26 protein-coding genes and 1 tRNA gene are annotated in these 24,177 nt (G+C 71.9%); 16 read left to right on the top strand and 11 right to left on the bottom strand.

The window, feature by feature from the left end:
* Window positions 1–114: 114 nt before the first annotated feature.
* Genes J2X36_RS11915 through J2X36_RS11905 form a run of 3 tightly spaced genes read right to left on the bottom strand, consistent with a single transcriptional unit; the run spans window position 115 to window position 3,430 of the window.
* Complete coding sequence (locus J2X36_RS11915) at window positions 115–630, bottom strand: secondary thiamine-phosphate synthase enzyme YjbQ (RefSeq protein WP_310349895.1); 516 nt, start codon at window positions 628–630, stop codon at window positions 115–117.
* The gene (locus J2X36_RS11910; RefSeq protein WP_132254665.1) at window positions 627–2,390 is read right to left on the bottom strand and encodes a cisplatin damage response ATP-dependent DNA ligase; all 1,764 of its coding nucleotides are present in this window, start codon (window positions 2,388–2,390) and stop codon (window positions 627–629) included. Before J2X36_RS11910 ends, J2X36_RS11915 begins: the two co-directional genes overlap by 4 nt.
* Window positions 2,387–3,430 carry a ligase-associated DNA damage response exonuclease gene (locus J2X36_RS11905; protein WP_310349893.1) on the bottom strand — a complete coding sequence of 348 codons (1,044 nt, stop codon included), beginning with the start codon at window positions 3,428–3,430 and terminating at the stop codon, window positions 2,387–2,389. Before J2X36_RS11905 ends, J2X36_RS11910 begins: the two co-directional genes overlap by 4 nt.
* A gap of 44 nt (window positions 3,431–3,474) precedes the next feature.
* Here J2X36_RS11905 and J2X36_RS11900 point away from each other — a divergent pair, with 44 nt between their 5' ends.
* Window positions 3,475–4,422, top strand: coding sequence for a methyltransferase domain-containing protein (locus tag J2X36_RS11900; protein WP_310349891.1), 948 nt, complete (start codon window positions 3,475–3,477; stop codon window positions 4,420–4,422).
* A gap of 108 nt (window positions 4,423–4,530) precedes the next feature.
* On the top strand, window positions 4,531–5,286 hold the full coding sequence (locus J2X36_RS11895; RefSeq protein WP_310349889.1) for a YoaK family protein: 756 nt from the start codon (window positions 4,531–4,533) through the stop codon (window positions 5,284–5,286).
* Between the two features lie 33 nt (window positions 5,287–5,319).
* On the opposite strand, the gene arfB is transcribed toward J2X36_RS11895, so the two are convergent.
* Both arfB and J2X36_RS11885 read right to left on the bottom strand, forming a co-directional pair.
* On the bottom strand, window positions 5,320–5,742 hold the full coding sequence (arfB, locus tag J2X36_RS11890; RefSeq protein WP_310350087.1) for an alternative ribosome rescue aminoacyl-tRNA hydrolase ArfB: 423 nt from the start codon (window positions 5,740–5,742) through the stop codon (window positions 5,320–5,322).
* A 35-nt stretch (window positions 5,743–5,777) separates the two neighbouring features.
* Window positions 5,778–6,062 (bottom strand): BolA family protein, encoded by a 285-nt coding sequence (locus J2X36_RS11885; protein WP_310349888.1) that lies wholly within the window; start codon window positions 6,060–6,062, stop codon window positions 5,778–5,780.
* 123 nt (window positions 6,063–6,185) lie between these two features.
* Between J2X36_RS11885 and J2X36_RS11880 the strand changes: the two genes are divergently transcribed.
* The 4 genes from J2X36_RS11880 (at window position 6,186) to cobT (ending at window position 10,460) form a co-directional block, all read left to right on the top strand.
* On the top strand, window positions 6,186–6,803 hold the full coding sequence (locus tag J2X36_RS11880; RefSeq protein ID WP_132254659.1) for a DnaJ domain-containing protein: 618 nt from the start codon (window positions 6,186–6,188) through the stop codon (window positions 6,801–6,803).
* Window positions 6,804–7,048: 245 nt separating this feature from the next.
* Window positions 7,049–8,032 (top strand): cobaltochelatase subunit CobS, encoded by a 984-nt coding sequence (cobS, locus tag J2X36_RS11875; RefSeq protein WP_310349887.1) that lies wholly within the window; start codon window positions 7,049–7,051, stop codon window positions 8,030–8,032.
* Between the two features lie 18 nt (window positions 8,033–8,050).
* Window positions 8,051–8,548, top strand: a complete 498-nt coding sequence (locus J2X36_RS11870) for a DUF29 domain-containing protein (RefSeq protein ID WP_310349885.1) — start codon at window positions 8,051–8,053, stop codon at window positions 8,546–8,548.
* A 4-nt stretch (window positions 8,549–8,552) separates the two neighbouring features.
* Complete coding sequence (gene cobT, locus J2X36_RS11865; protein WP_132254656.1) at window positions 8,553–10,460, top strand: cobaltochelatase subunit CobT; 1,908 nt, start codon at window positions 8,553–8,555, stop codon at window positions 10,458–10,460.
* Here the strand turns inward: cobT and J2X36_RS11860 are convergent.
* The 3 genes from J2X36_RS11860 to rpmB form a co-directional block, all read right to left on the bottom strand.
* Window positions 10,457–11,017, bottom strand: coding sequence for a TetR/AcrR family transcriptional regulator (locus J2X36_RS11860; RefSeq protein WP_310349882.1), 561 nt, complete (start codon window positions 11,015–11,017; stop codon window positions 10,457–10,459). The genes cobT and J2X36_RS11860 overlap by 4 nt on opposite strands.
* Window positions 11,018–11,037: 20 nt before the next feature.
* Complete coding sequence (locus tag J2X36_RS11855; RefSeq protein WP_132254654.1) at window positions 11,038–11,511, bottom strand: nuclear transport factor 2 family protein; 474 nt, start codon at window positions 11,509–11,511, stop codon at window positions 11,038–11,040.
* A 357-nt stretch (window positions 11,512–11,868) separates the two neighbouring features.
* Window positions 11,869–12,174: a 50S ribosomal protein L28 gene (gene rpmB, locus J2X36_RS11850; protein ID WP_132254653.1), complete on the bottom strand. Its 306-nt coding sequence runs from the start codon at window positions 12,172–12,174 to the stop codon at window positions 11,869–11,871.
* Between the two features lie 296 nt (window positions 12,175–12,470).
* On the opposite strand from rpmB, the gene J2X36_RS11845 reads away from it, so the two are divergent.
* The 8 genes from J2X36_RS11845 to J2X36_RS11810 all read left to right on the top strand — a co-directional run bounded on the left by J2X36_RS11845 (window position 12,471) and on the right by J2X36_RS11810 (window position 20,914).
* Window positions 12,471–13,370: a DUF3108 domain-containing protein gene (locus J2X36_RS11845; protein WP_310349880.1), complete on the top strand. Its 900-nt coding sequence runs from the start codon at window positions 12,471–12,473 to the stop codon at window positions 13,368–13,370.
* Between the two features lie 11 nt (window positions 13,371–13,381).
* Window positions 13,382–13,726, top strand: a complete 345-nt coding sequence (locus tag J2X36_RS11840; RefSeq protein ID WP_132254651.1) for a hypothetical protein — start codon at window positions 13,382–13,384, stop codon at window positions 13,724–13,726.
* Window positions 13,727–13,801: 75 nt separating this feature from the next.
* The gene (locus J2X36_RS11835) at window positions 13,802–17,209 is read left to right on the top strand and encodes a helicase-related protein (protein ID WP_310349877.1); all 3,408 of its coding nucleotides are present in this window, start codon (window positions 13,802–13,804) and stop codon (window positions 17,207–17,209) included.
* A 21-nt stretch (window positions 17,210–17,230) separates the two neighbouring features.
* On the top strand, window positions 17,231–17,518 hold the full coding sequence (locus J2X36_RS11830) for an RNA-binding S4 domain-containing protein (RefSeq protein ID WP_132256100.1): 288 nt from the start codon (window positions 17,231–17,233) through the stop codon (window positions 17,516–17,518).
* A gap of 268 nt (window positions 17,519–17,786) precedes the next feature.
* Window positions 17,787–18,125: a ferredoxin FdxA gene (gene fdxA / locus J2X36_RS11825; RefSeq protein ID WP_132256101.1), complete on the top strand. Its 339-nt coding sequence runs from the start codon at window positions 17,787–17,789 to the stop codon at window positions 18,123–18,125.
* Window positions 18,126–18,646: 521 nt separating this feature from the next.
* Window positions 18,647–19,237: a CarD family transcriptional regulator gene (locus tag J2X36_RS11820; protein ID WP_132256102.1), complete on the top strand. Its 591-nt coding sequence runs from the start codon at window positions 18,647–18,649 to the stop codon at window positions 19,235–19,237.
* Window positions 19,238–19,557: 320 nt separating this feature from the next.
* Window positions 19,558–20,433 carry an RNA polymerase factor sigma-32 gene (locus J2X36_RS11815; protein WP_132256103.1) on the top strand — a complete coding sequence of 292 codons (876 nt, stop codon included), beginning with the start codon at window positions 19,558–19,560 and terminating at the stop codon, window positions 20,431–20,433.
* 244 nt (window positions 20,434–20,677) lie between these two features.
* A complete protein-coding gene (locus J2X36_RS11810; RefSeq protein WP_132256104.1) occupies window positions 20,678–20,914 on the top strand; it encodes a hypothetical protein in 237 nt (78 codons plus the stop codon).
* Here J2X36_RS11810 and J2X36_RS11805 read toward each other — a convergent pair.
* Entirely contained in the window at window positions 20,911–22,239 is a 1,329-nt protein-coding gene (locus J2X36_RS11805; protein WP_310349872.1) for an MFS transporter, read from the bottom strand. The two genes, J2X36_RS11810 and J2X36_RS11805, sit on opposite strands and share 4 nt — an antisense overlap.
* A gap of 176 nt (window positions 22,240–22,415) precedes the next feature.
* Between J2X36_RS11805 and J2X36_RS11800 the strand changes: the two genes are divergently transcribed.
* Together J2X36_RS11800 and J2X36_RS11795 are read left to right on the top strand one after the other, a co-directional pair.
* The gene (locus J2X36_RS11800; protein WP_310349870.1) at window positions 22,416–23,150 is read left to right on the top strand and encodes a 4'-phosphopantetheinyl transferase superfamily protein; all 735 of its coding nucleotides are present in this window, start codon (window positions 22,416–22,418) and stop codon (window positions 23,148–23,150) included.
* A gap of 87 nt (window positions 23,151–23,237) precedes the next feature.
* Window positions 23,238–23,314, top strand: a tRNA-Pro gene (locus tag J2X36_RS11795).
* A gap of 146 nt (window positions 23,315–23,460) precedes the next feature.
* Here the strand turns inward: J2X36_RS11795 and J2X36_RS11790 are convergent.
* Both J2X36_RS11790 and J2X36_RS11785 read right to left on the bottom strand, forming a co-directional pair.
* Window positions 23,461–23,679, bottom strand: a complete 219-nt coding sequence (locus J2X36_RS11790; RefSeq protein ID WP_132256107.1) for a DUF6894 family protein — start codon at window positions 23,677–23,679, stop codon at window positions 23,461–23,463.
* A 334-nt stretch (window positions 23,680–24,013) separates the two neighbouring features.
* A complete protein-coding gene (locus J2X36_RS11785) occupies window positions 24,014–24,160 on the bottom strand; it encodes a hypothetical protein (protein ID WP_310349867.1) in 147 nt (48 codons plus the stop codon).
* Window positions 24,161–24,177 lie beyond the last annotated feature (17 nt).

Raw genomic sequence — 24,177 nt, 5'->3', positions numbered from 1 at the left:
AGGCGGCCCCAGAGGTGCATCCCATCGCTCCTCGCCACGCAAACGGCCTCGCTGACACGGGGCCGTTCTCCGTCAGATTCGAGCCAGTCAAACCGATGCCATGCCGGACCGCTATTATGTCCCCATCACGCGCAGCACGATCTCGCGTCGATGCGGCCTGTCCCGGTGCTCGATCAGGTAAATTCCCTGCCACGTGCCTAAAGCCAGTCGCCCGCCGATCACCGGAATCGACAGGCTTGAATCCGTAAGCATCGTGCGGATGTGGGCGGGCATATCGTCGGGGCCTTCGGCCGTGTGGATGTAGCGTGACCGGCTTTGTAATGCGTCCGGCCCCTCGGCGCCGTGAACGTAGCCGGAATGGCGCGGGGCGAGCCCGTCGAGGGCGGTCATCAGGTCCGCCTGGACGTCGGGATCGGCGTTCTCCTGGATCGTCAGGGAGGCCGAGGTGTGCCGGCAGAACACGGTGACGAGCCCCTCCGCGACGCCGCTGCGGGCGAGGAACTCGGCGACCGCGCCGGTGACATCCGTGAAGCCCTGGCCCGGCGTCGCGATGGTGAGCCGGGCGCCCGCCTGACGCCAGACCTCGCCGGCGGAAAAATCCGCGATGCCCCCGATCCGGCCCGGCCTCATGTGTCCTCCCCGATGAGCGTGGCGCCCGGCGCGATCTCGCGCTCGCCCCGGGCCAGGATGCGCTCCAGAAGCTCGATCCGGTCGGCCTCGGCGGCCGGCTTGTCCCAGCGGATGCGGCTGACCCGGGGGAACCGCATGGCGACCCCGGATTTGTGCCGCGTCGAGCGCTGCACCCCCTCGAAGGCGATCTCGAGGACGAGGCCCCGGTCCGGGCCGTACTCCACCTCGCGCACGGGGCCGAAGCGCTTCGTCGTGTGATTGCGGACGTAGCGGTCGAGCTTGGCGAGCTCGGCGTCGGTGAAGCCGTGATAGGCCTTGCCCACCGGGACCAGCTCCGGCCCGCCCTCCGGCCCCTCCCGCCAGACGCCGAACGTGTAGTCGGAGTAGAAGGACGAGCGCTTCCCGTGGCCGCGCTGGGCGTACATCATCACGGCGTCGACGAGGTGGGGCTCACGCTTCCACTTCCACCAGGGCCCCTTCGGCCGGCCGGGCAGGTAGGCGCTGTTGAGGCGCTTCAGCATCACGCCCTCGATGGCGTCGGCATCCTCGCCCGCCCCCACCGAGGCCGGGTCGGCGCGGGCGGCGGCGAGATCCTCCCAGGTCGCGAAGGGGACGAGGGGCGAGATGTCGATGCGGGCGTGGTCGAGCCGCGCCACGAAGGCTTCGAGCCGGGCGCGGCGCTCGGCGAAGGGCAGCGGGCGCAGATCCTCCCCCTCGGCCGTGAGGAGGTCGTAGGCCCGCACATGGGCCGGGAACTCGTCGAGGAGCTTGCCCGTCACCGCCTTGCGGTTGAGGCGCTGCTGCAGGACGTTGAAGCTCTGCACCCGGCCCTCGCGCAGGATCAGCAACTCGCCGTCGAGGGCGCCCGTGAAGGTGACGGCCTCGGCGAGATCGGGGAAGGCGCCCGAGATGTCCTCGCCGGTGCGGGAATAGATGCGGGCGACCTGGGCTCCCGCCCGGTCGCGGCCGCCGACGAGCTGGACGCGGATGCCGTCCCACTTCCACTCGCCCGAGAAGGCCTCGGGCTCCAGCTTGTCGAAATCGCTCTCCTCCTCGATCGGGTGCGAGAGCATGGGCGGCCGGAACGGGGCCGGGTTCAGGGTCTCGGGCCGCTCGCCCCGCCCTTCGACCCAGGCGAACAGGGTGGCGTAGGGGGGCTCCAGCCCGTGCCAGACCTCCTCGACCGCGTCGGCCTCGTGGCCGCCGAGCGCCCCGACCGCCGTCTTGGCGAGCCGCGCCGAGACGCCGACGCGCAGGTTGCCGGTGACGAGCTTCAGGAGCGCCCAGCGCCCCGTCTCGTCGAGGGCGTCGAGCCAGGTGGCGAGGTGGCGCGGCAGGTCGGCCTTGCGGGTCTCGGCCAGGGTCTCGACCACCTCGGCGAGGGTGGGCACGTGCGGCGGCGGGTTGTTGTGGCCGGGGCCGGGCTCACTGGGGCCCCCCTCTCCCGTCGGGGAGAGGTGAGCCGCGCCCGGTCCCGCCGGATCCTCCGGCCCCGGCCAGATCAGCGAGGCCGTCTCGGCGAGATCCCCGACGTAATTGTGCGAGAGGCGGAACAGGGTCGGGTCGACCCGCTCCTCCACGAGTCCCCGGATGAGGGCGGGCTTCGCCTCGCGGAAGGTCAGCCCCCCGGTCATGGCGGCGAGCGCGTAGCCGCGCTCCGGGTCCGGCGTGCGGGCGAAGTAATCCTGCAGGAGGCGCAGCTTCGCGTTGCGACGCGGCTCGTAGGCGAGGCGGTCGAGGAGATGGGCGAAGTCGTTCACGCGGCCGTCTCCGCGGGCTCGGGCGGGGCCTCGGTGTCGTCGTCGCCGTAGCCGATGAGGTGCAGGGGCTTCGCCCGGATTCCCTGCAGCCCGCACCAGTGGACGAGGGCGTCCTCCTGCCCGTGCGTGACCCAGACCTCCTCGGCGCCGGTCTCGCGGATCGTGCGGCAGAGGTCCGGCCAGTCCGAATGGTCCGAGATGACGAGGGGCAGCTCGACGCCCTTCTGGCGGGCGCGGGCGCGCACCCGCATCCAGCCCGAGGCGAAGGACGTGACCGGATCGGGGAACTTGCGCGACCAGAGATCCTGGATCGCGGAAGGCGGGCAGAGCACGATGGCGCCGTGGAGCTGGCCCCGCTCGGCCGCCACCACCTTCGGCGTCTCGCCGAGAGCGAGCCCCTCGCGCTTGTAGAGCTCGGTCAGCTTCTCCATCGCGCCGTGCAGGTAGATCGGCCGGTCGTAGCCCGCCTCCCGCAGGAGGGCCATGACGCGCTGCGCCTTGCCCAGCGCGTAGGCGCCGACGATGTGGGCGCGCTCCGGGAACAGGGCCACGGATGCGAGGAGCTTGGCGACCTCCTCGCCCGTATCCGGCATCCGGAAGACGGGGAGACCGAAGGTCGCCTCGGTGATGAAGACGTCGCAGGGCACGGGCTCGAAGGGCAGGCAGGTCGGGTCGCGGGCCCGCTTGTAGTCGCCCGAGACCACGACCCGCACGCCCTCGGCTTCGATCGCGATCTGCGCGGAGCCGAGGACGTGGCCGGCCGGGGCGAAGCGTACGGTCACGTCGCCGACCCGGATCGCCTCGCCGAGGCGCGCCTCCTGCCGCGTGGTGCAGAAATCCTCGCCGTAGCGCACGGACATGATGCGCAGGGTCTCCGGCGTCGCCAGCACGCTGCCGTGGCCGGAGCGGGCATGGTCGGCATGGCCGTGGGTGATCAGCGCGCGCGGCACCGGCCAGGTCGGATCGACGTGGAAGCGGCCGAGCGGGCAGTAGAGCCCTTCGCGGGTGAGGGTGAGGAGATCGCTGGCGCGTAACGGCATGGGGCCGGCTATATAGGGCGCCGGACCCGCCACGCTCACCACGCATGACGCATCAGACCTCCTCCGGCGACCTCCTCGCCGACCGCCGCTACGCCTATGCCGAGGCCTGCCTCGCGGAGGGCGACGCCGCGGGCGCGGCCGAGATGGCCGAGCAGGCCCTCGACCTCGCGCCGCGCTACGCGCCGGCCTGGCTGCTGCTCGGCCGGGCGCGGGAGGCGCTGCACCGCGAGGGCGGCGGGGAAGCCGCTCTGCAGGGGGCGCTGCGCGCCTACGCGGCCGCGCTCGACCTCGATCCGGAGGATCGGCTCGGCAGCCGCCTGCGCCTCGCGCAGCTCGGCATCGGCGACCGGCTCGCCGCGATCTCGCCGGCCTATGTGCGGGCGCTGTTCGACGGCTACGCCGCGCGCTTCGAGCGCCATCTCGTGGGCGAGCTCGGCTATCGCGGGCCCGAGATGCTGCGCGAGGCCCTCGCACGGACCGCGGGGCCGGAGCGGCGTTTCGCGCGCGTGCTCGACCTCGGCTGCGGGACGGGCCTGATGGGCGCGGCGCTGGCCGGCCGCTTCGAGCACCTCGTCGGCGTCGACCTCTCGCCGGAGATGCTGGCCCGGGCCGAGCGGCGCAGCCTCTACCACCGCCTGATCGCGGGCGACCTGACCGGTTGCCTCGCCGAGGCGGAGGCGGGATCCGTCGACCTCGTCGTCGCCGCCGACGTCTTCATCTACCTGGGCGACCTCCGGCCGGTGCTCGGCGCGATCGCGCGCGTCCTCGCCCCGTCCGGGCTCTGCGCGTTCACGGTGCAGTCCCACGGGGGCGCGGGCGTCGCGATCGGCGCGGACGGGCGCTACGCCCACGCGGATGCCGAGGTGCTGGAGGCGGCCGGCGCGGCGGGGCTGACGACGCGCCTCGTCGAGGACGCGGCGATCCGCCGCCAGAACGGGCGGGACGTTCCGGGCCGCCTCGTCGTGCTGCAGTGCGGGGACACGGTTGCGTGAGAACGGCCGGATTTCGCTGCATTGCCGCAACCTCGCGCGCCCTCGCCGGTTTAGCGGCCTAGCTGTCCGGGGCGCAGGCTCCGGGCAGGCGGCAGCGCGAGGGACTCGATGGCAGAGAAGACCGTGGACAAGTCGTTTCCCGCGAGCGCCAAGACCCGGGTTCCCCTGGCCCTCGCGCTGGCCGGCCTCGCGGGCTGCGCGGACTCGATCGGCTTCCTCGAATACTCGCAGCTGTTCATGTCGTTCATGTCGGGCAACACGACCCGCTTCGGCGTCTCGGTCTCGACCTTCGACTGGGAGAACACGGCCCGCGTCTGCACCACGATCCTGGTCTTCTGCTTCGGCGCCTTCGTCGGCACGCTGATCGCGGCCGGGGTCGGGCCCTGGCGCCTGCCGGTGCTGCTCACGATCGAGGCGGCCCTCCTCGCGATCGGGCTCGTGAGCCCCTGGGGCACCTTCTCCTACCCGATCCACGCCTACCCGATCGTGATGGCGCTGGGGCTCCAGAACGCGACCCTGCAGGACGCCAATGGCAACAGCATCGCGCTGACCTACGTCACGGGCGCCGTGGTCCGCTTCGGCACGGGGCTGGCGAACCTGATCCTGCACAAGCCGAACCCGTCCTTCTGGATCCAGGCCCCGCTCTGGGGGGCGCTGAGCACGGGCGCCGTGATCGGGGGCGCCCTGCAGATCCGCTACGGCGAGAGCGCCTTCCTGTTCCCGGCCGCGCTCGCCGCCGTGCTCGCCGTGATCGCGATCGTCGTGGCGCTGGCCAAGCCCGGCAGCCACCTCATCGCCGGCAATTCCCCCGCGCCCGACGCGGCGCCGAGCGCCGAGCCGCTCCACGTGATCACGCGGGCCTGAGGCTCCTCCCCGGACCGGTCGGCGACGGGGGGATCAATCCTCCGGGCCGCTGCGCCGCAGGCTCTTCACGGCGCCGCGGCGCGCCTTCGATTCGAGGCGCCGCTTCTTCGAGGCCAGCGTCGGCCGCGTCGCCCGGCGCGGCGTCGGCGGCACCGCGGCCTCCGCCACCATCGCGGCGAGGCGCTCGCGGGCATCGGCCCGGTTGCGCTCCTGCGTGCGGAAGCGCTGCGCCGTGATGACGAGGACGCCCTCGGACGTAAGGCGGCGCCCGGCGAGCCGCATCAGGCGCACGGCGACCGCGTCGGGCAGCGCGGCCGAGCGGCGCACGTCGAAGCGCAGTTGCACCGCGGTCGAGAGCTTGTTGACGTTCTGCCCGCCGGGGCCGGAGGCGCGCACGAAGCTCTCCTCCAGATCCGCCTCGTCGATGGCGATGTGGGGGGTGCATTGCAGGGCCACAATCACCATCTCTCGATCATGAGATTCGCGTCCGGCTAGGCCGCTTCGCCGGGCGTGCGCGCCCGCACCGCGAGCGCGTGCAGACCGCGCTTGAATGCGCCCTCCAGCAATCCGTTGACGAGCCGGTGGCGCTCCACCCGGCTCTTCCCCTCGAACGCCGCCGAGACCACGTCGAGGCGGAAATGGGTCTCGCCCGATTCGCGCCAGCCCGCGTGGCCGGCATGGAGGTGGGACTCGTCGGTCACGTCGAGATGCGTCGGCGCGAGCGCAGCGTCGAGCGTCTGCGCGATCCAATCCTTCAGCGTGCCGCCCTCAGGCATCCGTCTCTCCCGCTCCGGAGGTGACTCGGTTTCCCGGGCGGCGCGTCAACCCCCGATGATCGCATGCGTCATCAGGCCCGCCACCCTTGTGTCTCCGGTCCGCCCCCTCATAATCGCACCGTCATGGATCTCAACTCGCGCCTGTTCGACAGCATCCGCATCAAGCCGTCCTGCGACGAGCCGAAGACGGCCGAGCCTGCCTGCGAGACCCCGGGCTGCACCCATCCGGGCCTCTACCGGGCGCCCAAGGGCCGCAAGGCCGAGGGACAGTACTGGCGCTTCTGCATGGATCACGTGCGCGCCTACAACGCCGCCTACAATTACTTCGACGGGATGAACGACGCCGCCGTCCAGGCCTACCAGAAGGACGCGATCATCGGGCACCGGCCGACCTGGGCCATGGGCGCGAACGGCGCGGCCGAGGGCACCAAGCGCAAGGGCGAGCCGCCGCGGGACTGGGCCTATGTCGATCCGCTGGGCATCCTGAGGGCTGAGGGCGTCGGCGAGACCGCGCGGCGCGCGAAGGAGCCGCAGCGCCCGCGCCATTCGGGCGCCGTGCGCAAGGCCCTCGACGTGCTGGGCCTCGACGAGGCCGCGGACGCGGCCGCCATCAAGGCACAGTACAAGGTGCTCGTGAAGCGCTTCCACCCGGACGCCAATGGCGGCGACCGCTCCTTCGAGGAGCGCCTGCGCGACATCATCCGGGCCCACGACACGCTCCGCGCGGCCGGGCTCTGCTGAGGCGTCCGGCACGAAGGATGCACGCGCCGGACCCGCCCTCGGCCCTGCCCTGCGTGCGGGGGAGGCGCCAAACGGCCCGCGGGACCCTATATGCGGGGCTCGCAAGCCCAGTGGCGCCGCGCGGCGCCGATGATTAAGGAAGGCCGGAGGCCCGTCTGCCGCGAGTGAGTCCGGCGGGCCCGAGCCGTGAGACATCCGCGAGGTTCCGCGCTTCCCCGCCGGCGCCCGCCCCGACGAGGTCCCGTATGCTTTCTGACGACACGCCCGCCTCGCTGCCCGACCGGACCGTTTCCGTGCGCGAGGTCTTCGGCATCGACCTCGACCTCAAGGTGCCGGCCTTCTCCGAGACCGACGAGCACGTGCCCGATCTCGACCCGGACTACATCTTCGACCGGGAGACGACGCTGGCGATCCTGGCGGGGTTCGCCCGCAACCGCCGCGTGATGATCACGGGCTATCACGGCACCGGCAAGTCGACCCATATCGAGCAGGTCGCGGCCCGACTGAACTGGCCCTGCGTCCGGATCAACCTCGACAGCCACGTCTCGCGCATCGACCTCGTCGGCAAGGACGCGATTGTCCTGCAGGACGGCAAGCAGGTCACCGCCTTCCAGGACGGCATCCTGCCCTGGGCGCTGCAGAACAACGTCGCCCTCGTCTTCGACGAGTACGATGCCGGCCGGCCCGACGTGATGTTCGTGATCCAGCGCGTGCTGGAACTGTCGGGCCGCCTGACGCTCTTGGACCAGAAGCGGGTGATCCGCCCCCACCCCGCCTTCCGCCTGTTCGCGACGGCCAACACGGTCGGCCTCGGCGACACGTCCGGCCTCTATCACGGCACGCAGCAGATCAACCAGGGCCAGATGGACCGCTGGTCGATCGTCACGACCCTGAACTACCTTCCCCACGACCGCGAGGTGGACATCGTCCTCTCCAAGGCCGTCCACTACAAGGGCGAGCAGGGCCGGGACACGGTCAACCGCATGGTGCGCGTGGCGGACCTGACCCGCAACGCCTTCATGAACGGCGACCTCTCGACCGTGATGAGCCCGCGCACGGTGATCACCTGGGCGGAGAACGCGGACATCTTCCGCGACATCGGCTTCGCCTTCCGGGTCACGTTCCTCAACAAGTGCGACGAGCTGGAGCGGCCCCTCGTCGCCGAGTTCTACCAGCGCGCCTTCGGCAAGGAGCTGCCGGAGAGCGCCGTCAACGTCGCGCTCAGCTGAGGCGGCATGGAGGAGCCCGTGGCGCATCCGGTTCCGACCGACCTCGAGTCCGCGGGCAGCGCGCCCGCATCGGACCGCACGCGCCACGAGGACGACCTCTTTACCTGGGTGCAGGAGCAGGTCTCCCTGCTCCGCTCCGGCCGTGTGGAGGCGCTCGACCTCGACAACATCGCCGAGGAGCTGAGCGACGTGGGGAACGCGCAATACAGCCAGCTCGAGAGTGCGCTGCGCGTTCTCCTAATGCAGATGCTGAAGTGGGATCAGCAGCCCGAGAAGCGCACGCCGAGCTGGATCTACTCGATCCGCGAACAGCGTCGGCGCTACGCGAAGAGCCTGCGCAAAAATCCCGGCCTCAAGCAGCACCGAGATGTCATGCGCGACGAGATCTACCCGGTGTCGCGGGATTGGGCCGCCGACGAGTGCAACCTCTCGCCCGACGAGTTCCCGCCAGAATGTCCCTATTCCTGGGACGACATCCTCGACCGCCCCTTCGACCTCGATTCGGTGAAGCAGTAGCAGCGTGTCCATCTCGAACCGCAAGCCCGGCGAGCGCCGCGAACCCGTCGCCGAACCCCTGAAGCGCTCCGTCGCCGGATGCCTGCGCGCCATCGCGCGGCGCTCCGAGGTGGAGGTGACCTATGCCACGGACAGGCCCGCGCTCACCGGCGACAAGGCGCGCCTGCCCGAGCCACCGCGCAAGCTCTCGGCCGCGGACGTGGCGGTCCTGCGCGGCAACGCGGACGCGATGGCGCTCCGCCTCGGCTGCCACGATTCCGCCGTCCACCGGCGCCTCGCGCCCGAGAACGCCCCGGCGCGCGCCGTCTACGACGCCGTAGAGCAGGCCCGCGTCGAGGCGATCGGCTCGCGCCGGATGGCGGGTGTCGCCAGCAACATCACCGCGATGCTGGAGGACCGCTATCACCGCGGCGGCAAGTACGAGCAGATCACCGACCGGGCCGACGCGCCGATGGAGGACGCCGTCGCCCTGATGGTGCGCGAGCGCCTGACGGGGCAGGCGCCCCCGCCCGCCGCCCGCAAGATCGTCGATCTCTGGCGCGAGCACATCGAGGACAAGGCCGGCCGGAACCTCGACGGCCTGCTCGGCTCGCTGGAGAACCAGCGCGCCTTCGCCCGCTCCGTGCGCGACCTCCTCTCCTCCCTCGACATGGCGGACGAGACCCCCTTCGACCCGGAGGACGAGGAGAGCGAGGACGAGAACGAGGCCCAGGACGAGGAGCAGAGCCCGCAGGAGGGCGAGGCCGAGGAGCAGAGCCAGGGCGACCGCGCCGAGATCGAATCGACGGAGGAAGCCTCCGACGACATCGAGGAGGGCGCCACCGAATCCGCCGACGCGCCGTCCGGCGAGTTGCCGGAGGAAGCGGAGGATGCCGAGTCGGAGGAGGCCTCCGAATCCTCCCGGCCGCCGAGCCAGCGGGCGAACGAGCCGCGCGGACCCGAGTACAAGGTGTTCAACCCGCGCTTCGACGAGATCATCCACGCCGAGGATCTCTGCGACGCGGACGAACTCGCCCGCCTGCGCACCTATCTCGACAAGCAGCTCGCCCATCTCCAGGGCGTCGTCGGGCGCCTCGCCAACCGCCTGCAGCGGCGGCTCCTGGCCAAGCAGAACCGCGCCTGGGACTTCGACCTGGAAGAGGGCCAGCTCGACCCGGCCCGCCTCGTGCGCGTCGTGATCGACCCGTTCCAGCCCCTCTCCTTCAAGCAGGAGAAGGACACGAATTTCCGCGACACCGTCGTCACGCTGCTGCTCGACAATTCGGGCTCGATGCGCGGGCGCCCGATCACGGTGGCCGCGACCTGCGCCGACATCCTGGCGCGGACGCTGGAGCGCTGCGGCGTGAAGGTCGAGATCCTCGGCTTCACCACCCGCGCCTGGAAGGGCGGCCAGTCGCGCGAGGCGTGGCTCGCGGCCGGCAAGCCGACCTCGCCGGGGCGCCTCAACGACCTGCGCCACATCGTCTACAAGTCGGCCGACGCCCCCTGGCGGCGGGCGCGCAAGAACCTCGGGCTGATGATGCGCGAGGGGCTGCTCAAGGAGAACATCGACGGCGAGGCGCTCGACTGGGCGCACAAGCGCCTGCTGGGCCGGCCCGAGCAGCGCAAGATCCTGATGGTGATCTCGGACGGCGCCCCGGTCGACGATTCGACGCTCTCGGTCAATGCCGGCAACTACCTCGAGCGCCACCTGCGCTGGATGATCGAGGAGATCGAGACCCGCTCGCCGGTCGAACTCCTCGCCATCGGCATCGGCCACGATGTCACGCGCTACTATCGCCGCGCCGTCACCATCATCGACGCCGAGGAACTCGGCGGCGCCATGACGGAGAAGCTCGCCGAGCTGTTCGAGGAGGACGGCGCGCCGGCCCCCGTGCGCGCGCCGATCCGGGCCGCGGGCGGGCGCCGCTAGGCGGCCAGACCGAGTCCTCCTTCGAGGCGGGCGAGCGCCCGCACGAACACGTCCGGGTCGTCCACCGCCCGGGCCAGGACGAGGGCGCCCTGGATGGCCGAGACGACGTGCTCGGCCTCCGCCGCGGCTCCCTCATCCCGGCCCGTCCGGCGCAGCGCGTCCGCCAGGGCGTCGCGCCAGCCGGCGAAGTAGGTGGCGATGCGGGCGGCGAAACGGTCGCGCACGTCGCCGAGCGCGAAGGCGCCGACGAGGCAGACCCGGCGGCCGGAGCGGAAATAGGCGTCCGTCTCGCGAAACATCCGGCGGATCGCGGCGGCCGGATCCGGATCCTCCCGCAGGGGCGCGAAGACCGCCCGCTCGAACCAGCCGTCGATCTCCGCGAGCACGGCCGCCGCCATCTCCTCCTTACCCCCAGGGAAGAAGTGGTAGAGGCTGCCCTTGCCCAGGCCCGTGCGGGCCCCGATGCGCGACAGGCTCGCGCCCTCGTAGCCGAATTCGCGGAAGATCTCGGCGAGCGCGGCGACGGCATCGGCGCGCTCGTTGACGGTGCGGGTCACGATCGACCCTCCGCGCGGCCTCAGAGGCCGAGATCGGTCAGGCCCGGATGGTCGTCCGGGCGCGGGCCGGAGCGGTCCCAGTGGAACTTGCGCTCGGCATCGCGGATCGCGAGGTCGTTGATGCTGGCGTGGCGCACCCGCATCAGCCCGTTGCCGTCGAATTCCCAGTTCTCGTTGCCGTAGGCCCGGAACCAGTCGCCGGCCGCGTCGTGGAACTCGTAGGCGAAGCGCACCGCGATGCGGTTCCCGCTATGGGCCCAGATCTCCTTGATCAACCGGTACTCGTGCTCCCGCTCCCACTTGCGGGTGAGGAACGCGACGATCGCCGGACGGCCCTGGAAGATCTCCGAGCGGTTCCGCCAGCGGCTGTCGGCCGTGTAGGCGAGCGAGACCTTCTCCGGGCTGCGCCCGTTCCAGCCGTCCTCGGCGGCGCGGACCTTCTGGATGGCGCTGTCCAGGGTGAAGGGCGGCAGCGGGGGGCGCGTCTCGGACATCGTGGCCTCGTCCAGTTTTGACCGATCGGATCAGTGTGTACCGATCGGTAAAATGGCGAGGCCGCGGCGTCAATGTTGATCCGGCGAGGGATCCGGCTCGGTGCGGGTCCCTGCGGGCGCGATGATTGATCGGACCGGGTTCCCTCTCCCGTTCGCGAGGGGGGGACAGGGTGAGGGTTCGGCGTATCCGGAAACGGCGAACCCCTCACCCGGTCGGCTCGCGCCGACTCGACCTCTTCCGGACAGGAGAGGTGGGGCCCCGAGGCGTCCGAACGGCAGAAGGCCGCCGCACGGGTTCGCGTGCGGCGGCCTTCGGAGAACTGGAGATCCTGCTGCCGGCCGGAGGCCGGCGCGGGCTCAGGCGGCGGCCTGCGTCTCGGTCTCGGCGAGCTTCTTCTCGATCTCGCGCTTCAGGAGACGGGCCGTCTGGGACAGCTCGATCTCGCGGGCTTTCACGAGGAACCCGTCGAGGCCGCCGCGGTGCTCCACCGAGCGCAGGGCGTGCGCGGTGACGCGCAGGCGGACGCGGCGGTTGAGCGCGTCGGAGGTGAGGGTGACGTTGCACAGGTTCGGCAGGAACCGGCACTTGGTCTTGCGGTTCGAGTGGCTCACGAGGTGGCCGACCTGCACGGCCTTACCCGTGAGTTCGCAGCGGCGCGACATAGCTTACAATCCCGTATCGTTCCGTGGGCGGTCAGAACTCGGACCGTGACAACCGGCGCGGCGCTCGCCGCGGGCCGCGCCCAAGCGTGATTCCAGGTCCAGCGGAGTCCTGTTGAAGGCGCGAGCCTATAGGCGATGGGGCCGCGCGCCGTCAAGGCGAAAGCCGCGCCCGGTGTGCCCTTCCCGGCATGGGCGGCGGCCCAACGCTCTGTTAACCATGCGGGAGGGATAACGCTTGCGTCGTGCCGAGGGTCAAGCCCGCGCGGCCCGAGCGTTGGGGATTCTGAGTCCGGACCATGTTCGCCACGCCCTCCATTCCGGTGACCTCGGCCCGCGCGCGCGCGGCCGCCGCCCTCTGCCTTCTCGCCGCCGCCGGGCTCGCGCCCGCCGAGGCCCGCTCCCGCGCGCCGAGATCCGCGCCCGCCACCGTGGCCGTCGATTACGGCGTCAACCTCGCCGGCATCCCGATCGGCACCGCGCATCTCTCCGGCGCCATCGAGGGGCAGCGCTACCGCATGGACGTGTCGGCGACGCTGACCGGCCTCGTCGGCGCCATCACCGGCGGCATGGGCTCGGCCCGGTCCAGCGGGCTCATCGGCCCGGGCCCGCAGCCGAACGCCTTCGCGATCTCGACCCGCACCTCGAATTCCGGCATCGCGGTGCGCATGGCTCTGGCGCGCGGCAACGTCACCCAGTCCGAGGTGACGCCGCCCCTCGTCGACATGGGCGACCGGGTGCCCGTCACCGCCGCCAACAAGCGCGGCGTGATGGACCCGGCGAGCGCCCTGCTGATGCCGGCCCGCGCGCAGGGCGACCTCACCGACCCCGAGAATTGCAACCGGACCCTGCCGGTCTTCGACGGCGCCACCCGCTTCAACGTGGTGCTGAGCTACGCCGAGACCCGCGCGGTCGAGAAGCCGGGCTATTCGGGTCCCGTCCTCGTCTGCAACGCCCGCTACCAGGCGATCGCGGGCCACCGGCCCGACCGCCCGGGCGTGCGCTTCATGGAGGAGAACCGCGACATGTCGGTCTGGCTCGCGCCCGTGGAGGGAACGCGGGTCCTGCTGCCGATGCGGATCTCGGTGCGCACCACGATCGGGACCAACATCATCGAGGCGACGCGCTGGACGCGCACCGCCACCGCCGCGGCACCGGCCGAGACGGCCGCCGTCGCGAGCCTCGACGCGCAGCCGTAAGGCGCCCGCCCATGCGTGCCGCCCTCGGCCTGCTGGCGGCGCTGCTGGCGCTGCCCGCCTCGGCCGCGCCGCTCGAGGCGGGCTCGTCCTGCGGCGGGAACGCCTATTCCACCGCGCAGGTGACCGAGGGGCGCCCGCCGCGCCGCGGCCCGCTCACCGCGACGCCGGACACGCTCTGCGCGGATCTCCAGGGCCCGCGGCCGTCCGTGAACGTCGAGATCTACGGTCTGCCGGGCCTCTCGGGAAACGGCCAGACGGGTGCCGAGGGGAGTGGCGGATCGGAGGGTGCGGCCCCATATGAGGGTCTGCCTCCGCGCGGGGCGCGCCCGCCCGCCCTCCGCCACCGGGGCCATTGAGCGGCCACTCCGCACCTTCTTCCCGACGCCCACGGCGCACCACCGGCCGACCCGCCGCAGGACCGCCCCGCCCTGATGAATCGCCGCTCCCTTCCTCCGCAGGCCCGCGCGCGCGGCGTCACGGCGGTGCTCGGGCCGACCAATACCGGCAAGACCCATTTGGCGATCGAGCGGATGCTCGCGCACCCGACCGGCATGATCGGCCTGCCGCTGCGGCTGCTCGCCCGCGAGGTCTACCTGCGGGTCGTCGCCCGGGTCGGTCCCGAGAAGGTCGCCCTCGTCACCGGCGAGGAGAAGATCAAGCCGGACCGCCCGCGCTACTGGATCTCCACCATCGAGGCGATGCCGCGCGACCTCGACGTCGCCTTCGTGGCGATCGACGAGATCCAGCTCGCCGCCGACATGGATCGCGGCCACGTCTTCACCGACCGCCTGCTCTACCAGCGGGGGCGCGAGGAGACGCTGCTGATCGGCTCCGCCACCATCCAGCCCCTGGTCGAATCCCTGATCCCGGGCGTGCGCACGACGACGCGCCCCCGCCTGTCGCAGCTCAGCTTCGCGGGCGAGAAGAAGCTCTCGCGCCTGCCCCGGCGCACCGCGATCGTCGCCTTCTCGGCCGAGGAGGTCTACGCCATCGCCGAGCTGATCCGGCGCCAGCGCGGCGGAGCGGCGGTGGTGCTGGGCGCGCTCTCGCCCCGCACGCGCAACGCGCAGGTCGAGCTCTACCAGTCGGGCGACGTCGATTATCTCGTGGCCACCGACGCGGTCGGGATGGGGCTCAACCTCGACGTCGACCACGTGGCGTTCGCCGCCAACTGGAAATACGACGGCACCCGCTTCCGCAAGCTGACCCCCGCCGAGATGGGGCAGATCGCGGGGCGCGCCGGGCGCCACCTCTCGGACGGCACCTTCGGCTCGACGGGGCGCTGCCCGGCCTTCGACGCGGAGATGATCGAGGCGATCGAGAGCCACAGCTTCGAGCCCGTTCGGATGCTGCAATGGCGCAACCCCGACCTCAGCTTCCACAGCCTCGATTCCCTGCGCGAGACCCTCGACGAGCACCCGCGCGAGAACGGGCTGACGCGCGCGCCGATGGGCGAGGACCAGCAGGCGCTCGAGATCCTGATGCGCGAGGACGACATCCGCGACATGGCGACCGGCACGAAATCCGTGCAGCGCCTCTGGGACGTCTGCGGCGTTCCCGATTACCGGAAGGTCCACCCGCAGACCCACGCCGACCTCGTGGCGCAGCTCTACCGCTTCCTGATGCGGGGCATGGCGGGGCGCATCCCGAACGACTGGTTCGCCCGCCACGTCGCCATGATCGACCGGACCGACGGGGACATCGACGCGCTGTCCCAGCGGATCGCGCAAGGGCGGACCTGGACCTTCGTGGCGAACAGACCCGACTGGCTCGTCGACCCGGAACATTGGCAGGGCGAGACGCGTCGGGTAGAGGACAGGCTGTCCGACGCCCTGCACGAGCGCCTCGCGAGCCGCTTCGTCGACAGGCGCACCAGCGTCCTGATGCGGCGCCTGAGAGAGAATACGATGTTGGAAGCCCAAATTTCTCCCGGCGGGGACGTGACCGTCGAGGGACAGCATGTCGGCCATCTCCACGGCTTCCAGTTCGTGCCGGACCCGGGGGCCGAGGGACACGAGGCCAAGACCCTGCGCAGCGCCGCCGAGAAGGCCCTCGGCGGCGAGATCGAGGCGCGGTCCGAGCGCTTCGCGGCGGCCGCCGATTCGTCCCTCGTCCTCAGCCACGAGGGCGTGATCCGCTGGACGGGCGATCCGGTCGCCAAGCTCGTGCCCGGCGACAAGCTGTTCGAGCCGCGCCTGCGCCTGATCGCGGACGAGCAGCTCACGGGCCCGGCCCGCGACAAGGTCGAGGCCCGGCTCAATGCCTGGATCAAGGCCCATGTGGTGCGCCTCCTCGGGCCGCTCATGGAGATCGAGACCGCCGCCGACCTGGTCGGCCTCGCCAAGGGCATCGGCTACCAGGTGGTCGAGGCCCTCGGCGTCCTGGAGCGCTCGAAGGTGACCCACGAGATGCGCAGCCTCGACCAGGACGGCCGCGCGACGCTCCGCCGCCACGGCGTGCGCTTCGGCGCCTACCACATCTTCCTGCCGGCCCTCCTGAAGCCCGCGCCCCGCACGCTGGCGGCGCAGCTCTGGGCCCTGCGCAACGGCGGCCTCGAGCAGCCCGGCCTCGACGAGATCGCGCATCTGGCCGGTTCCGGCCGCACCTCGATCAAGGTGAACCCCGAGATCGCCAAGGGTCTCTACCGGGCGGCGGGCTTCCGCGTCTGCGGCGAGCGCGCCGTGCGCGTCGACATCCTGGAGCGGCTCGCCGACCTGATCCGCCCCGCCATCGCCTACCGGCCGGGCACCACGCCGGGCGAGCCGCCGGCCGGCAGCGCGGACGGGGACGGCTTCGTCGGCACCGTCGGCATGACCTCCCTCGTCGGATGCTCGGGCGAGGATTTCGCCTCGATCCTGAAATCGCTCGGCTACGTCGCCGAGAGCCGGCCGGGACCCGCCATCACCGTGCCGCTCCTGCCCGCCGCCTCGACCGAGCCGGTCCGCCCGACGGTCGCGCAGCCCTCCGAGACCGCCGAGGCGACAGGCGACGCCCCGAGCGCCGAAGCGATGGCGGACGCCGCAGCGGAAGACGAGACCGTCGCGAGCCAGGATGCGGCCGAGACGACGCAGGAGGCTCCGGACGCGGTGGAGCCCGCGGAGGCTCCGGCCGTTTCCGAGGATCAGGCCGTTTCCGAGGATCAGCCGGTCCCGGCGGCTGGCGAGGAAACGCCCGCGGCGGAGGCCGAGGCCCCCGCGGAATCGGCTGCGGCCGAGCCGGAGAGCGAGGGCGAGCCCGCCGAGGGCACCGAGACGGCGCCCTCCGCCGAGACGGCCGACGCGGCGCCTTCCGAGGCTGCCTCGGCTGAGACCGAGGTGGCATCCTCCGAGACCGAGGCGGCAGCCGCCGAGCCTCCGACCGCCGAGACTCCGGGCGCCGAGACTCCGGCCGCCGAGATTTCGGCCGCCGAGGCGGCCGAGGCCGCCCCGATCGAGGTCTGGCACCTGCACCGTCATCAGCGGCCCGCCCACCAGCGCCCGAACCGGCCGCGCGGCCAGCAGGGCCGCGGGCGCGAGGGCGCTCAAGGGACCGGGCGACCGGAGGGCGAGGCCCGCCGCGAGGGCGGGCGCGGGCCGGACCGCCAGCGCGCGCAGGGAGCCGAGGGCCGCAACCGCCCGGCTCAGGGCGAGCGCGAGGGGCGCCGCGAGGGCGGCGGACGTCGCGACCGGTTCGAGGGCGGCCGCGGCCGTCCCGACCGCCGCGAGGAGAACCGGCATGCCGGGCCGCGCGAGGACCAGCGCCCGCCGCGCCGCGAGCGCGCGCCCGATCCCGATTCGCCCTTCGCCAAGCTCGCCGCCCTGAAGGCGCAGCTCGAATCCGGCGATAGCGGGAAGCGCTGATCCGAGGAGGAAGCGGGCGGCATGAAGGTGGAGCGGCAGCGCCTCGACAAGTGGCTCTGGTTCGCCCGTTTCGCCAAGACGCGCTCGCTCGCCGCCCGCCTCGTGGCGGAGGGCCATGTCCGCGTGAACGGACGCAGGGCCGAGGCCCCGGCCAAGGGCCTCGTCGTGGGCGACGTGATCACGGTGGCCGCCGCCCACGTCACTGCCCTCGTGCGGGTGGCCGATCTCGGCGAGCGCCGCGGTCCCGCGCCCGAGGCGCGGCGCCTCTACGTCGATCTCGCCGCGGACGGGCCGCCCGAACAGGCCTAGGAGTCCGGTCGGGTCGGCGAGAAATCCGGGGATGGGGCGGCGCCCCCATATTGCAGGCGCGCGACACAGGGCGGCGCTCCGGTGCGATGCGGCGCCTGCACGCTTGTCAGCACACCGCCCAAGAGCTAGAGCCGTTCGAAATCAGGGGCCGCGGCCCCGGACGAATTTCCAGGCGCGAGCATCCGCATATCGGGCGCGAAGGCTGCGGAGGGGGCACTAGGCCCCGCAACCCGCCTCGCCGGTGCGGATCGAGGACGAAAAACAGCCCATGACCTACGTCGTCACCGACAATTGCATCAAGTGCAAGTACATGGACTGCGTCGAGGTCTGTCCGGTGGATTGCTTCTACGAGGGCGAGAACATGCTCGTCATCCACCCCGACGAGTGCATCGATTGCGGCGTCTGCGAGCCCGAATGCCCGGCCGAGGCGATCAAGCCCGACACCGAGCCGAACCTCGAGAGCTGGCTCAAGGTCAACGCGGACTATTCCAAGCGCTGGCCGAACATCACGCAGAAGAAGGACGCGCCCACCGACGCGAAGGAATGGGACGGCGTGTCGGACAAGTTCGAGGCGCATTTCTCGTCGAACCCCGGCGCGGGCGACTGAGAACTTCCCACCGCTGCCGCGGGCAGCGATGACCGGCCGGGGACGACGCCCCGGCGCGGTGCGGACGCCGTCTCCCGCCCCGCTCGCCGGCCAGTTGCACCCGGCGCAAGGCAGGCATTCCGAGGGCCTCCTGCCCCGTCATCTCTCCCCGTGCACAACTCGGCACGGGGCGCGCCTGCGCGCGCGCGTCAGTCGGCAATCCTTTGATTCGGCGGCCGGATTGTGATACACAAGAGGTCTGCCGTCGCTCGTGCCTGACGTGCTCCCTCATCCGCCTGACGCGATTCCAGGGCGTTCCATGGATAACGGGGTTGCATGCGATCGACCGCTGAAGGCGCCCTGCTTTCGGTGGCCGATCTCGTCGTGGTTCGTGTGTTCGGTCGCGCCAGGGAACCGATGGTTCGCTCACCCGCTCGGGTAGCGGGTCCGCGGTCGGCGGCAAAGGCCGGGTGTCCCACCCCGGAGAAACGGATTCGGCGTGGCTCTCTCGCGCCCGCGCCATGTTTGGAGGCCCTTCTCGCATGACCACAGCCAAGAAGACGACGGCAGGCCGCCAAGGCTTCAAGACCGGCGAAGCGGTCGTGTACCCGGCTCACGGCGTCGGTCGCATCGTCGCGATCGAGGAGCAGGAGATCGCCGGCTACAAGCTGGAGCTGTTCGTCGTCTCGTTCGAGAAGGACAAGATGGTTCTCCGGGTCCCGACCGCGAAGGCCAACAGCGTCGGCATGCGCAAGCTTGCCGAGCCGGACGTCGTCAAGAAGGCCCTGGACGTGCTGACCGGCCGCGCCCGCATCAAGCGCACCATGTGGTCGCGCCGCGCGCAGGAATACGAGGCCAAGATCAATTCCGGCGACCTGCTCTCGGTGACGGAGGTGGTGCGCGACCTCTTCCGCTCCGACGCGCAGCCCGAGCAATCCTACAGCGAGCGCCAGCTCTACGAGGCGGCCCTCGACCGCGTCGTGCGCGAGATCTCCTCGGTCAACCGCATCACCGAGACCGAGGCGCTGAAGCTGATCGAGCAGAGCCTCGCCAAGTCGCCCCGCCGCGCCAAGAACGAGGCCGAGGCGGACGCGGAAACCGACGGCGACGACCTGCAGGAGGAGGCCGCCTGAGGCGGATCTTCCTCGGCGGATGCCTTTAGGCCCGGTGCGCGAGCACCGGGCCTTTTTCGTGCGCTTGCCTGCCGCGCGCGACCCGTCGTCGTCCCGTCATCCGCGCCCTAGTTCATGTTTGGGATCGATCTCGCGGCCGGCCATCCGGCTCTCGCGCACGGACTTCGGTCCCACCGAAGCCATCTTCGTCGCGAGGGACGGAACCTTCGCGCCGGTGCTTCCGTTGTCGGTTGCCTGGCGTGGGTCCCTGCCGGCGCCGTCCGGCGTCTCGGGTGTGGCTCCTGCCGTAATCAGCACTCGAACGAAGAGGCGAGGCGGGGATGGCGGAAATTGCAGGGATCCGGCGGCAGTTCATACGGACTGCCATGGAGGCGCCCTTCCTCGCGCGTGATGAGGAACGCGGCCTCGCCCTGCGCTGGAAGGACGAACGCGACGAGCGCGCCCTCCACCGCCTGATCTCGGCACATATGCGCCTCGTCATCGCGCTGGCCGGACGCTTCCGCCATTACGGGTTGCCCATGGCCGACCTCGTGCAGGAGGGCCATGTCGGCCTGATGGAGGCTGCGGCCCGCTTCGAGCCCGAGCGGGAGGTCCGCTTCTCCACCTACGCGACGTGGTGGATCCGCGCCTCGATCCAGGACTACATCCTGCGCAACTGGTCGATCGTGCGCGGCGGGACGAGCTCGGCCCAGAAGGCCCTGTTCTTCAACCTGCGCCGGCTGCGGGCCCGGCTGATGCAATCGACGGAGGAGCGCGTCGGCGACGAGATCCACCGCCGCATCGCCACCGCCATCGGCGTCTCGCGGGAGGACGTGGCGCTGATGGATGCGCGGCTTTCGGGTCCCGACATGTCCCTCAACGCGCCCGTGGGCGAGGAGAGCGAGGCGTCGTCCGAGCGCATGGACTTCCTCGTCGACGGTGCCGCCCTCCCCGACGAGACCGTCTCCGCCGCCGTCGACGGCGAGCGGCGTCTGATCTGGCTGCAGCAGGCGCTGACCGTTCTGTCGGAGCGCGAACTGCGCATCCTGCAGGAGCGCCGCCTCGCCGAGGATCAGGCGACGCTCGAAGCCCTCGGCCACCGGCTCGGAATCTCGAAGGAGCGCGTCCGCCAGATCGAGAACCGGGCGCTGGAGAAGCTGCGCCGGGCGCTCGCCGAGAAGTTTCCGCAGAGCGCGAGCACGGTCTACGCGGGCTGAGGCGTCGCCCGCCTCAGATGATCGGGGGCGGGCGCGACGCTCGGACAGCAATCGTGAGTGGCGCGCCTCACCCTGCCCAGTGGATCGCGCCGCCGGCCATCACGGCCACTCGCCACATCGGAAAGTTGTACTGTTCGGGACCGACCGAGCGAAAGTTGCGGATTTTCAACCCTGGGCGTCTACGTTCCCTCGGCGCGGCGCGCTATACTCGACCGTATCGACCTGACGAGTCCGACGTTCGGGAATGCCGCACTCCTCGATCCGGCCCCTCGCGGCCCTCTCCGTGCTAGCCCCGCTCGCCGCCGCCGCGGCCGCGGTGACGACGTTGCGCCAGGATCTGTCCTGGTACACGGGGCTCGCCCTCTTCTACGGCAGCCTCGCCGCCGCACAGCTCGGCTATCTCGCGGTCTGCGTTCTGCGGGGGTCGGGCTCTTGTCCGACGCGCCTGTCGCCGCCCTCCGCCGGCAAGAATCCGGCCTAGGGTGAGGGCCGCTGCGGCTCCCGGGCCGGGCGGAGGATGAGATGGGGGCGGCCGGCGAGCACGGCGCAGCCCGCGAGGACGAGCCCGCAGAGCCCCGCGACCAGGGAAAGCGGCAGCACCGGCGCCAGCGCGCCGGAAACGGCCCCGCCCGTGACCGAGCCCAGATTCATGGTCGCCATGTAGACCTCGAACTCCGTCGCCGCGCCGACGCGGCCGCGGCTCGCCCGCATGAGCGCCGGCACGAGGGCGACGACGAGGAGGCCCGGCAGCACGTTCGTCAGCCCGAGGATCGCGGGGCCGGCGGTGCCCGCGAGCCCCGCCGCGACGAGGCCGGCGGCGATGAGGAAGGCCGTGGCGCTGGCGCGGCAGAGATGGCGCAGGGCCGGCAGCGGGCCCGCACGGTCCGCCCACAGGCCGACCGCGAGGGCGCCTGCGGTGCCGCCGAGCAGGGCGAGCCCGGCCTGCACGCGGGAGAGGGCCGCCGCGTCCCAGCCGTATCCCTGCACCAGATCGACGCCGAAGCGCAGTTCGAACGCCGCGAGCGCCCCGTCGATCGCAAAGCACAGGCCGATCAGGCGCAGCGCCCGCGGGCGGCTCAAGCCCAGGCGGAGCCGGCGCAGGAACCGCCGGAACGGGAGCGGGCGCACCGCCGCGGCGACGAGTGGATGCCGGCCGAGCGAGAGGAGCGCGTCCCCCGGCGCCTCGCGCACGAGCAGGGCGGGCAGGGCCGCGCAGGCGCTGAGAAGGAGAAGCAGTTGCACGCTCTCCCGGAACCCGTAGGCCGCGAGGGTCCAGCCGAACAGGGCCGCGCCGAGGCTCGTGCCGACGACGAAGCCGACACGGGTGCAGGCGCTGGTGCGCCCGAGCTCCGCCTCCGGCACGTGATCCATGACGAGGCGGTCGCAGGCCGTGTCGAGCAGGGCCGCGAACACGCTGTGCAGGAGGAAGACGAGGCCGAGGGCGCCCAGCGCCTGCGGCCCCGGCAGGAGCAGGAGGCCGCCGAGGGCAGCCTGCCCGCCCAGGATCGCGACCACGCTCCAGACCCGGCGGCGCCCCATCCGCGCGCGGCTCGCCCGGTCGACGAGGGGTCCCCACAGGATCGGCTGCAACGTCCAGGGCAGGCCCGCGATGGCGAAATGCAGCCCGACCTCGGAGGCGGGCAGCCCGAGCGCGGCGAGGTGGTTGGCGAGCGCGGTGAGGGAGAAGCCCGCGACGAGACCCTGATAGAGGTAGGTCGCGAAGAAGACGCCGTAGCGGGCGCGGCGATCCTGAAGGCTCGGCAGGTCGAGGCCGGCCGAGGCCCGCTCCCCGGTGACCCCGCTCATGCCGGGCGCCGAGCCTTGCGGCGGCGGACGCCATCGACGATCCTCGCCAGCCCCCCTCCCCCGAGCTCCCGCATGCCGTCTCCCCCGCCAAGCCGGCATCACGCCCCATCCAGCCGGCATCATGCCCCGACAGGCCGGCCCCCCGCCATGAGGCACGGCGCGCGGGCGGCGCGCCCGTGAGCGGCGGAGCCTTCGCGACTGCGGAACCGGGTCCGCTCGCCGGCCCCTGCGTCTGGTCCATCGATCTCGCCCTCACGGAGACCGCCCTCGCCGGCTGCGCGGCGATCCTCTCCGCCGAGGAGCGGGCACGGGCGGCCCGGTTCCTGAGGCCCGCGGACCGGACCCGGCATGTCGCCAGCCACGCGGCCCTGCGCCTGATCCTCGGCCGGGCCTGCGGCCACGCGCCGAAGAACCTCGCCTTCACGGCCCGTCCCGGGGGCAAGCCGGCGCTCGCCGACGCGGCCGGGCTCGATTTCAACCTCTCGCATTCGGGGGAACGGGCGCTCGTCGCCCTGTCGCCCGCCGGCCGGATCGGCGTCGACGTCGAGGTGCTGCGCCCGATGCCGGATCTGGGACGGGTCGCACGGACCTATTTCGCTCCCGACGAGGCGGCGGCCCTCGCCGCCCTGCCGGACTCGGAGCGCCTCTTCGCCTTCATGGCCTGCTGGACGCGAAAGGAAGCCTTCGTGAAGGCGCTGGGGGCCGGGCTCGCGATGCCGCTGTCCCGCTTCAGCGTCTCGCTGCCGCCTGCGCCCGCCGCGCTCCTGCGGCAGGAGGGCAAGCCGGGCGCCTGGACGCTCGGCCATCTCGAGCCGGGCGCCGGCACCGTGGGTGCGGTGGCGGTCGAGGGAGCCGGGATCGCCGTCGCCCTGCGCGCCCTGCCCTCGGACTGGCCGCGAGACCTCGCCTGAGCCCGTCGCGACGATACGGCAATGATTCGCTTGCGGGCCGGGAATGCCCCGGCTATAAGCCCGCTCGCCGGCGGAGACGCCGGCCTTCGGAGTGTAGCGCAGTCTGGTAGCGCACCACGTTCGGGACGTGGGGGTCGCAGGTTCAAATCCTGCCACTCCGACCAAAATTCCCGCTTGCTCTCGCCTTGGATATCACCGGAACGGCCCTTCTCGGACGGGCGCCGGAGCGCACGGCCTTGCGCCGGCCGATGCGCGGCTCTGAGTGGCGGGACAGGCGGCTCGGCACGTCGAGGCCGGAGCCCCCGGCGCGTCACTGGATCAGGAAGACCTGCCGGACGGTGCCGCTCGTGTCGCGCACGACCATCTGCCAGCCGTCCCCCAGGGTGGCGAGCTCGCCGCTCTCGCGCATCTCCTTGATCGCCATCAGGGCCTGAACGAGCGCCCGATCGACGTCGGGTGCCAGCGTCCCCGCCCGGTCGCGCAGGGTGCGGCTGCCATCGGTCAGGTCGAAGTGGAAGCGCTGAGCCATGTTGCCTCTTCTGCGCCGAAGCACCGGCTCATTTGGTGCGCGGCAAAGGTTAACGGAAACTTAACGACCGTGCCGCGCGGCCGGTCGGCGGATGTTCCTCCCTCCTGCGGCGCAGCGCATGACGGATCGATGACAGGAGCGGGTTCGCGGCTGTGGCCGCGCCGCTACGGATCGCGGCGGCGAGGTGGGCTAGGGCAGCCGCGTTCGTTTCCCGAGACCCGCGAACCAACTCGGGCGCGCCCGCCGAGCGTGGGCGCGCCTCCTTCTCCTGCCCGAGGGCCGCCCGTCACCGCGATGATCCCGGCCGGGCGGGCGCGATGCCCCTCGCATTCGGTCAGATGAGGTAAAGGGTGGTGTCGGTCTTGAAGACGCGCGGGCATTTGCGCGCCTGGACCAGTTCCTCCGCCTCTCGCAGTGAGATGTGACGCTCCAGAGCGATCTCCGGCAACGTCATCCACTTGACCTGCTCCTGAGCCTGCATCGGTCGTCTCCACCCCA

Source organism: Methylobacterium sp. BE186, assembly GCF_031457035.1.
GTDB lineage: Bacteria > Pseudomonadota > Alphaproteobacteria > Rhizobiales > Beijerinckiaceae > Methylobacterium > Methylobacterium segetis.
The sequence above is the reverse complement of the archived record's forward strand: the minus strand, read 5'-3'. Positions and strand labels throughout refer to the sequence as shown.

Bases quoted from the DNA above. Each gene is read 5' to 3' on its own strand.
- J2X36_RS11845 (WP_310349880.1), top strand. From the start codon at position 12,471: ATGTTCGCCACGCCCTCCATTCCGGTGACCTCGGCCCGCGCGCGCGCG.
- cobS (WP_310349887.1), top strand. From the start codon at position 7,049: ATGCTTTCTGACGACACGCCCGCCTCGCTGCCCGACCGGACCGTTTCC.
- J2X36_RS11815 (WP_132256103.1), top strand. From the start codon at position 19,558: ATGGCGGAAATTGCAGGGATCCGGCGGCAGTTCATACGGACTGCCATG.
- J2X36_RS11880 (WP_132254659.1), top strand. From the start codon at position 6,186: ATGGATCTCAACTCGCGCCTGTTCGACAGCATCCGCATCAAGCCGTCC.
- J2X36_RS11900 (WP_310349891.1), top strand. From the start codon at position 3,475: ATGACGCATCAGACCTCCTCCGGCGACCTCCTCGCCGACCGCCGCTAC.
- J2X36_RS11835 (WP_310349877.1), top strand. From the start codon at position 13,802: ATGAATCGCCGCTCCCTTCCTCCGCAGGCCCGCGCGCGCGGCGTCACG.
- J2X36_RS11905 (WP_310349893.1), bottom strand. From the start codon at position 3,430: ATGCCGTTACGCGCCAGCGATCTCCTCACCCTCACCCGCGAAGGGCTC.
- J2X36_RS11805 (WP_310349872.1), bottom strand. From the start codon at position 22,239: ATGAGCGGGGTCACCGGGGAGCGGGCCTCGGCCGGCCTCGACCTGCCG.
- J2X36_RS11885 (WP_310349888.1), bottom strand. From the start codon at position 6,062: ATGCCTGAGGGCGGCACGCTGAAGGATTGGATCGCGCAGACGCTCGAC.
- J2X36_RS11820 (WP_132256102.1), top strand. From the start codon at position 18,647: ATGACCACAGCCAAGAAGACGACGGCAGGCCGCCAAGGCTTCAAGACC.
- J2X36_RS11830 (WP_132256100.1), top strand. From the start codon at position 17,231: ATGAAGGTGGAGCGGCAGCGCCTCGACAAGTGGCTCTGGTTCGCCCGT.
- J2X36_RS11855 (WP_132254654.1), bottom strand. From the start codon at position 11,511: ATGTCCGAGACGCGCCCCCCGCTGCCGCCCTTCACCCTGGACAGCGCC.
- fdxA (WP_132256101.1), top strand. From the start codon at position 17,787: ATGACCTACGTCGTCACCGACAATTGCATCAAGTGCAAGTACATGGAC.
- J2X36_RS11785 (WP_310349867.1), bottom strand. From the start codon at position 24,160: ATGCAGGCTCAGGAGCAGGTCAAGTGGATGACGTTGCCGGAGATCGCT.
- J2X36_RS11790 (WP_132256107.1), bottom strand. From the start codon at position 23,679: ATGGCTCAGCGCTTCCACTTCGACCTGACCGATGGCAGCCGCACCCTG.
- rpmB (WP_132254653.1), bottom strand. From the start codon at position 12,174: ATGTCGCGCCGCTGCGAACTCACGGGTAAGGCCGTGCAGGTCGGCCAC.
- J2X36_RS11915 (WP_310349895.1), bottom strand. From the start codon at position 630: ATGAGGCCGGGCCGGATCGGGGGCATCGCGGATTTTTCCGCCGGCGAG.
- J2X36_RS11840 (WP_132254651.1), top strand. From the start codon at position 13,382: ATGCGTGCCGCCCTCGGCCTGCTGGCGGCGCTGCTGGCGCTGCCCGCC.
- J2X36_RS11810 (WP_132256104.1), top strand. From the start codon at position 20,678: ATGCCGCACTCCTCGATCCGGCCCCTCGCGGCCCTCTCCGTGCTAGCC.
- J2X36_RS11895 (WP_310349889.1), top strand. From the start codon at position 4,531: ATGGCAGAGAAGACCGTGGACAAGTCGTTTCCCGCGAGCGCCAAGACC.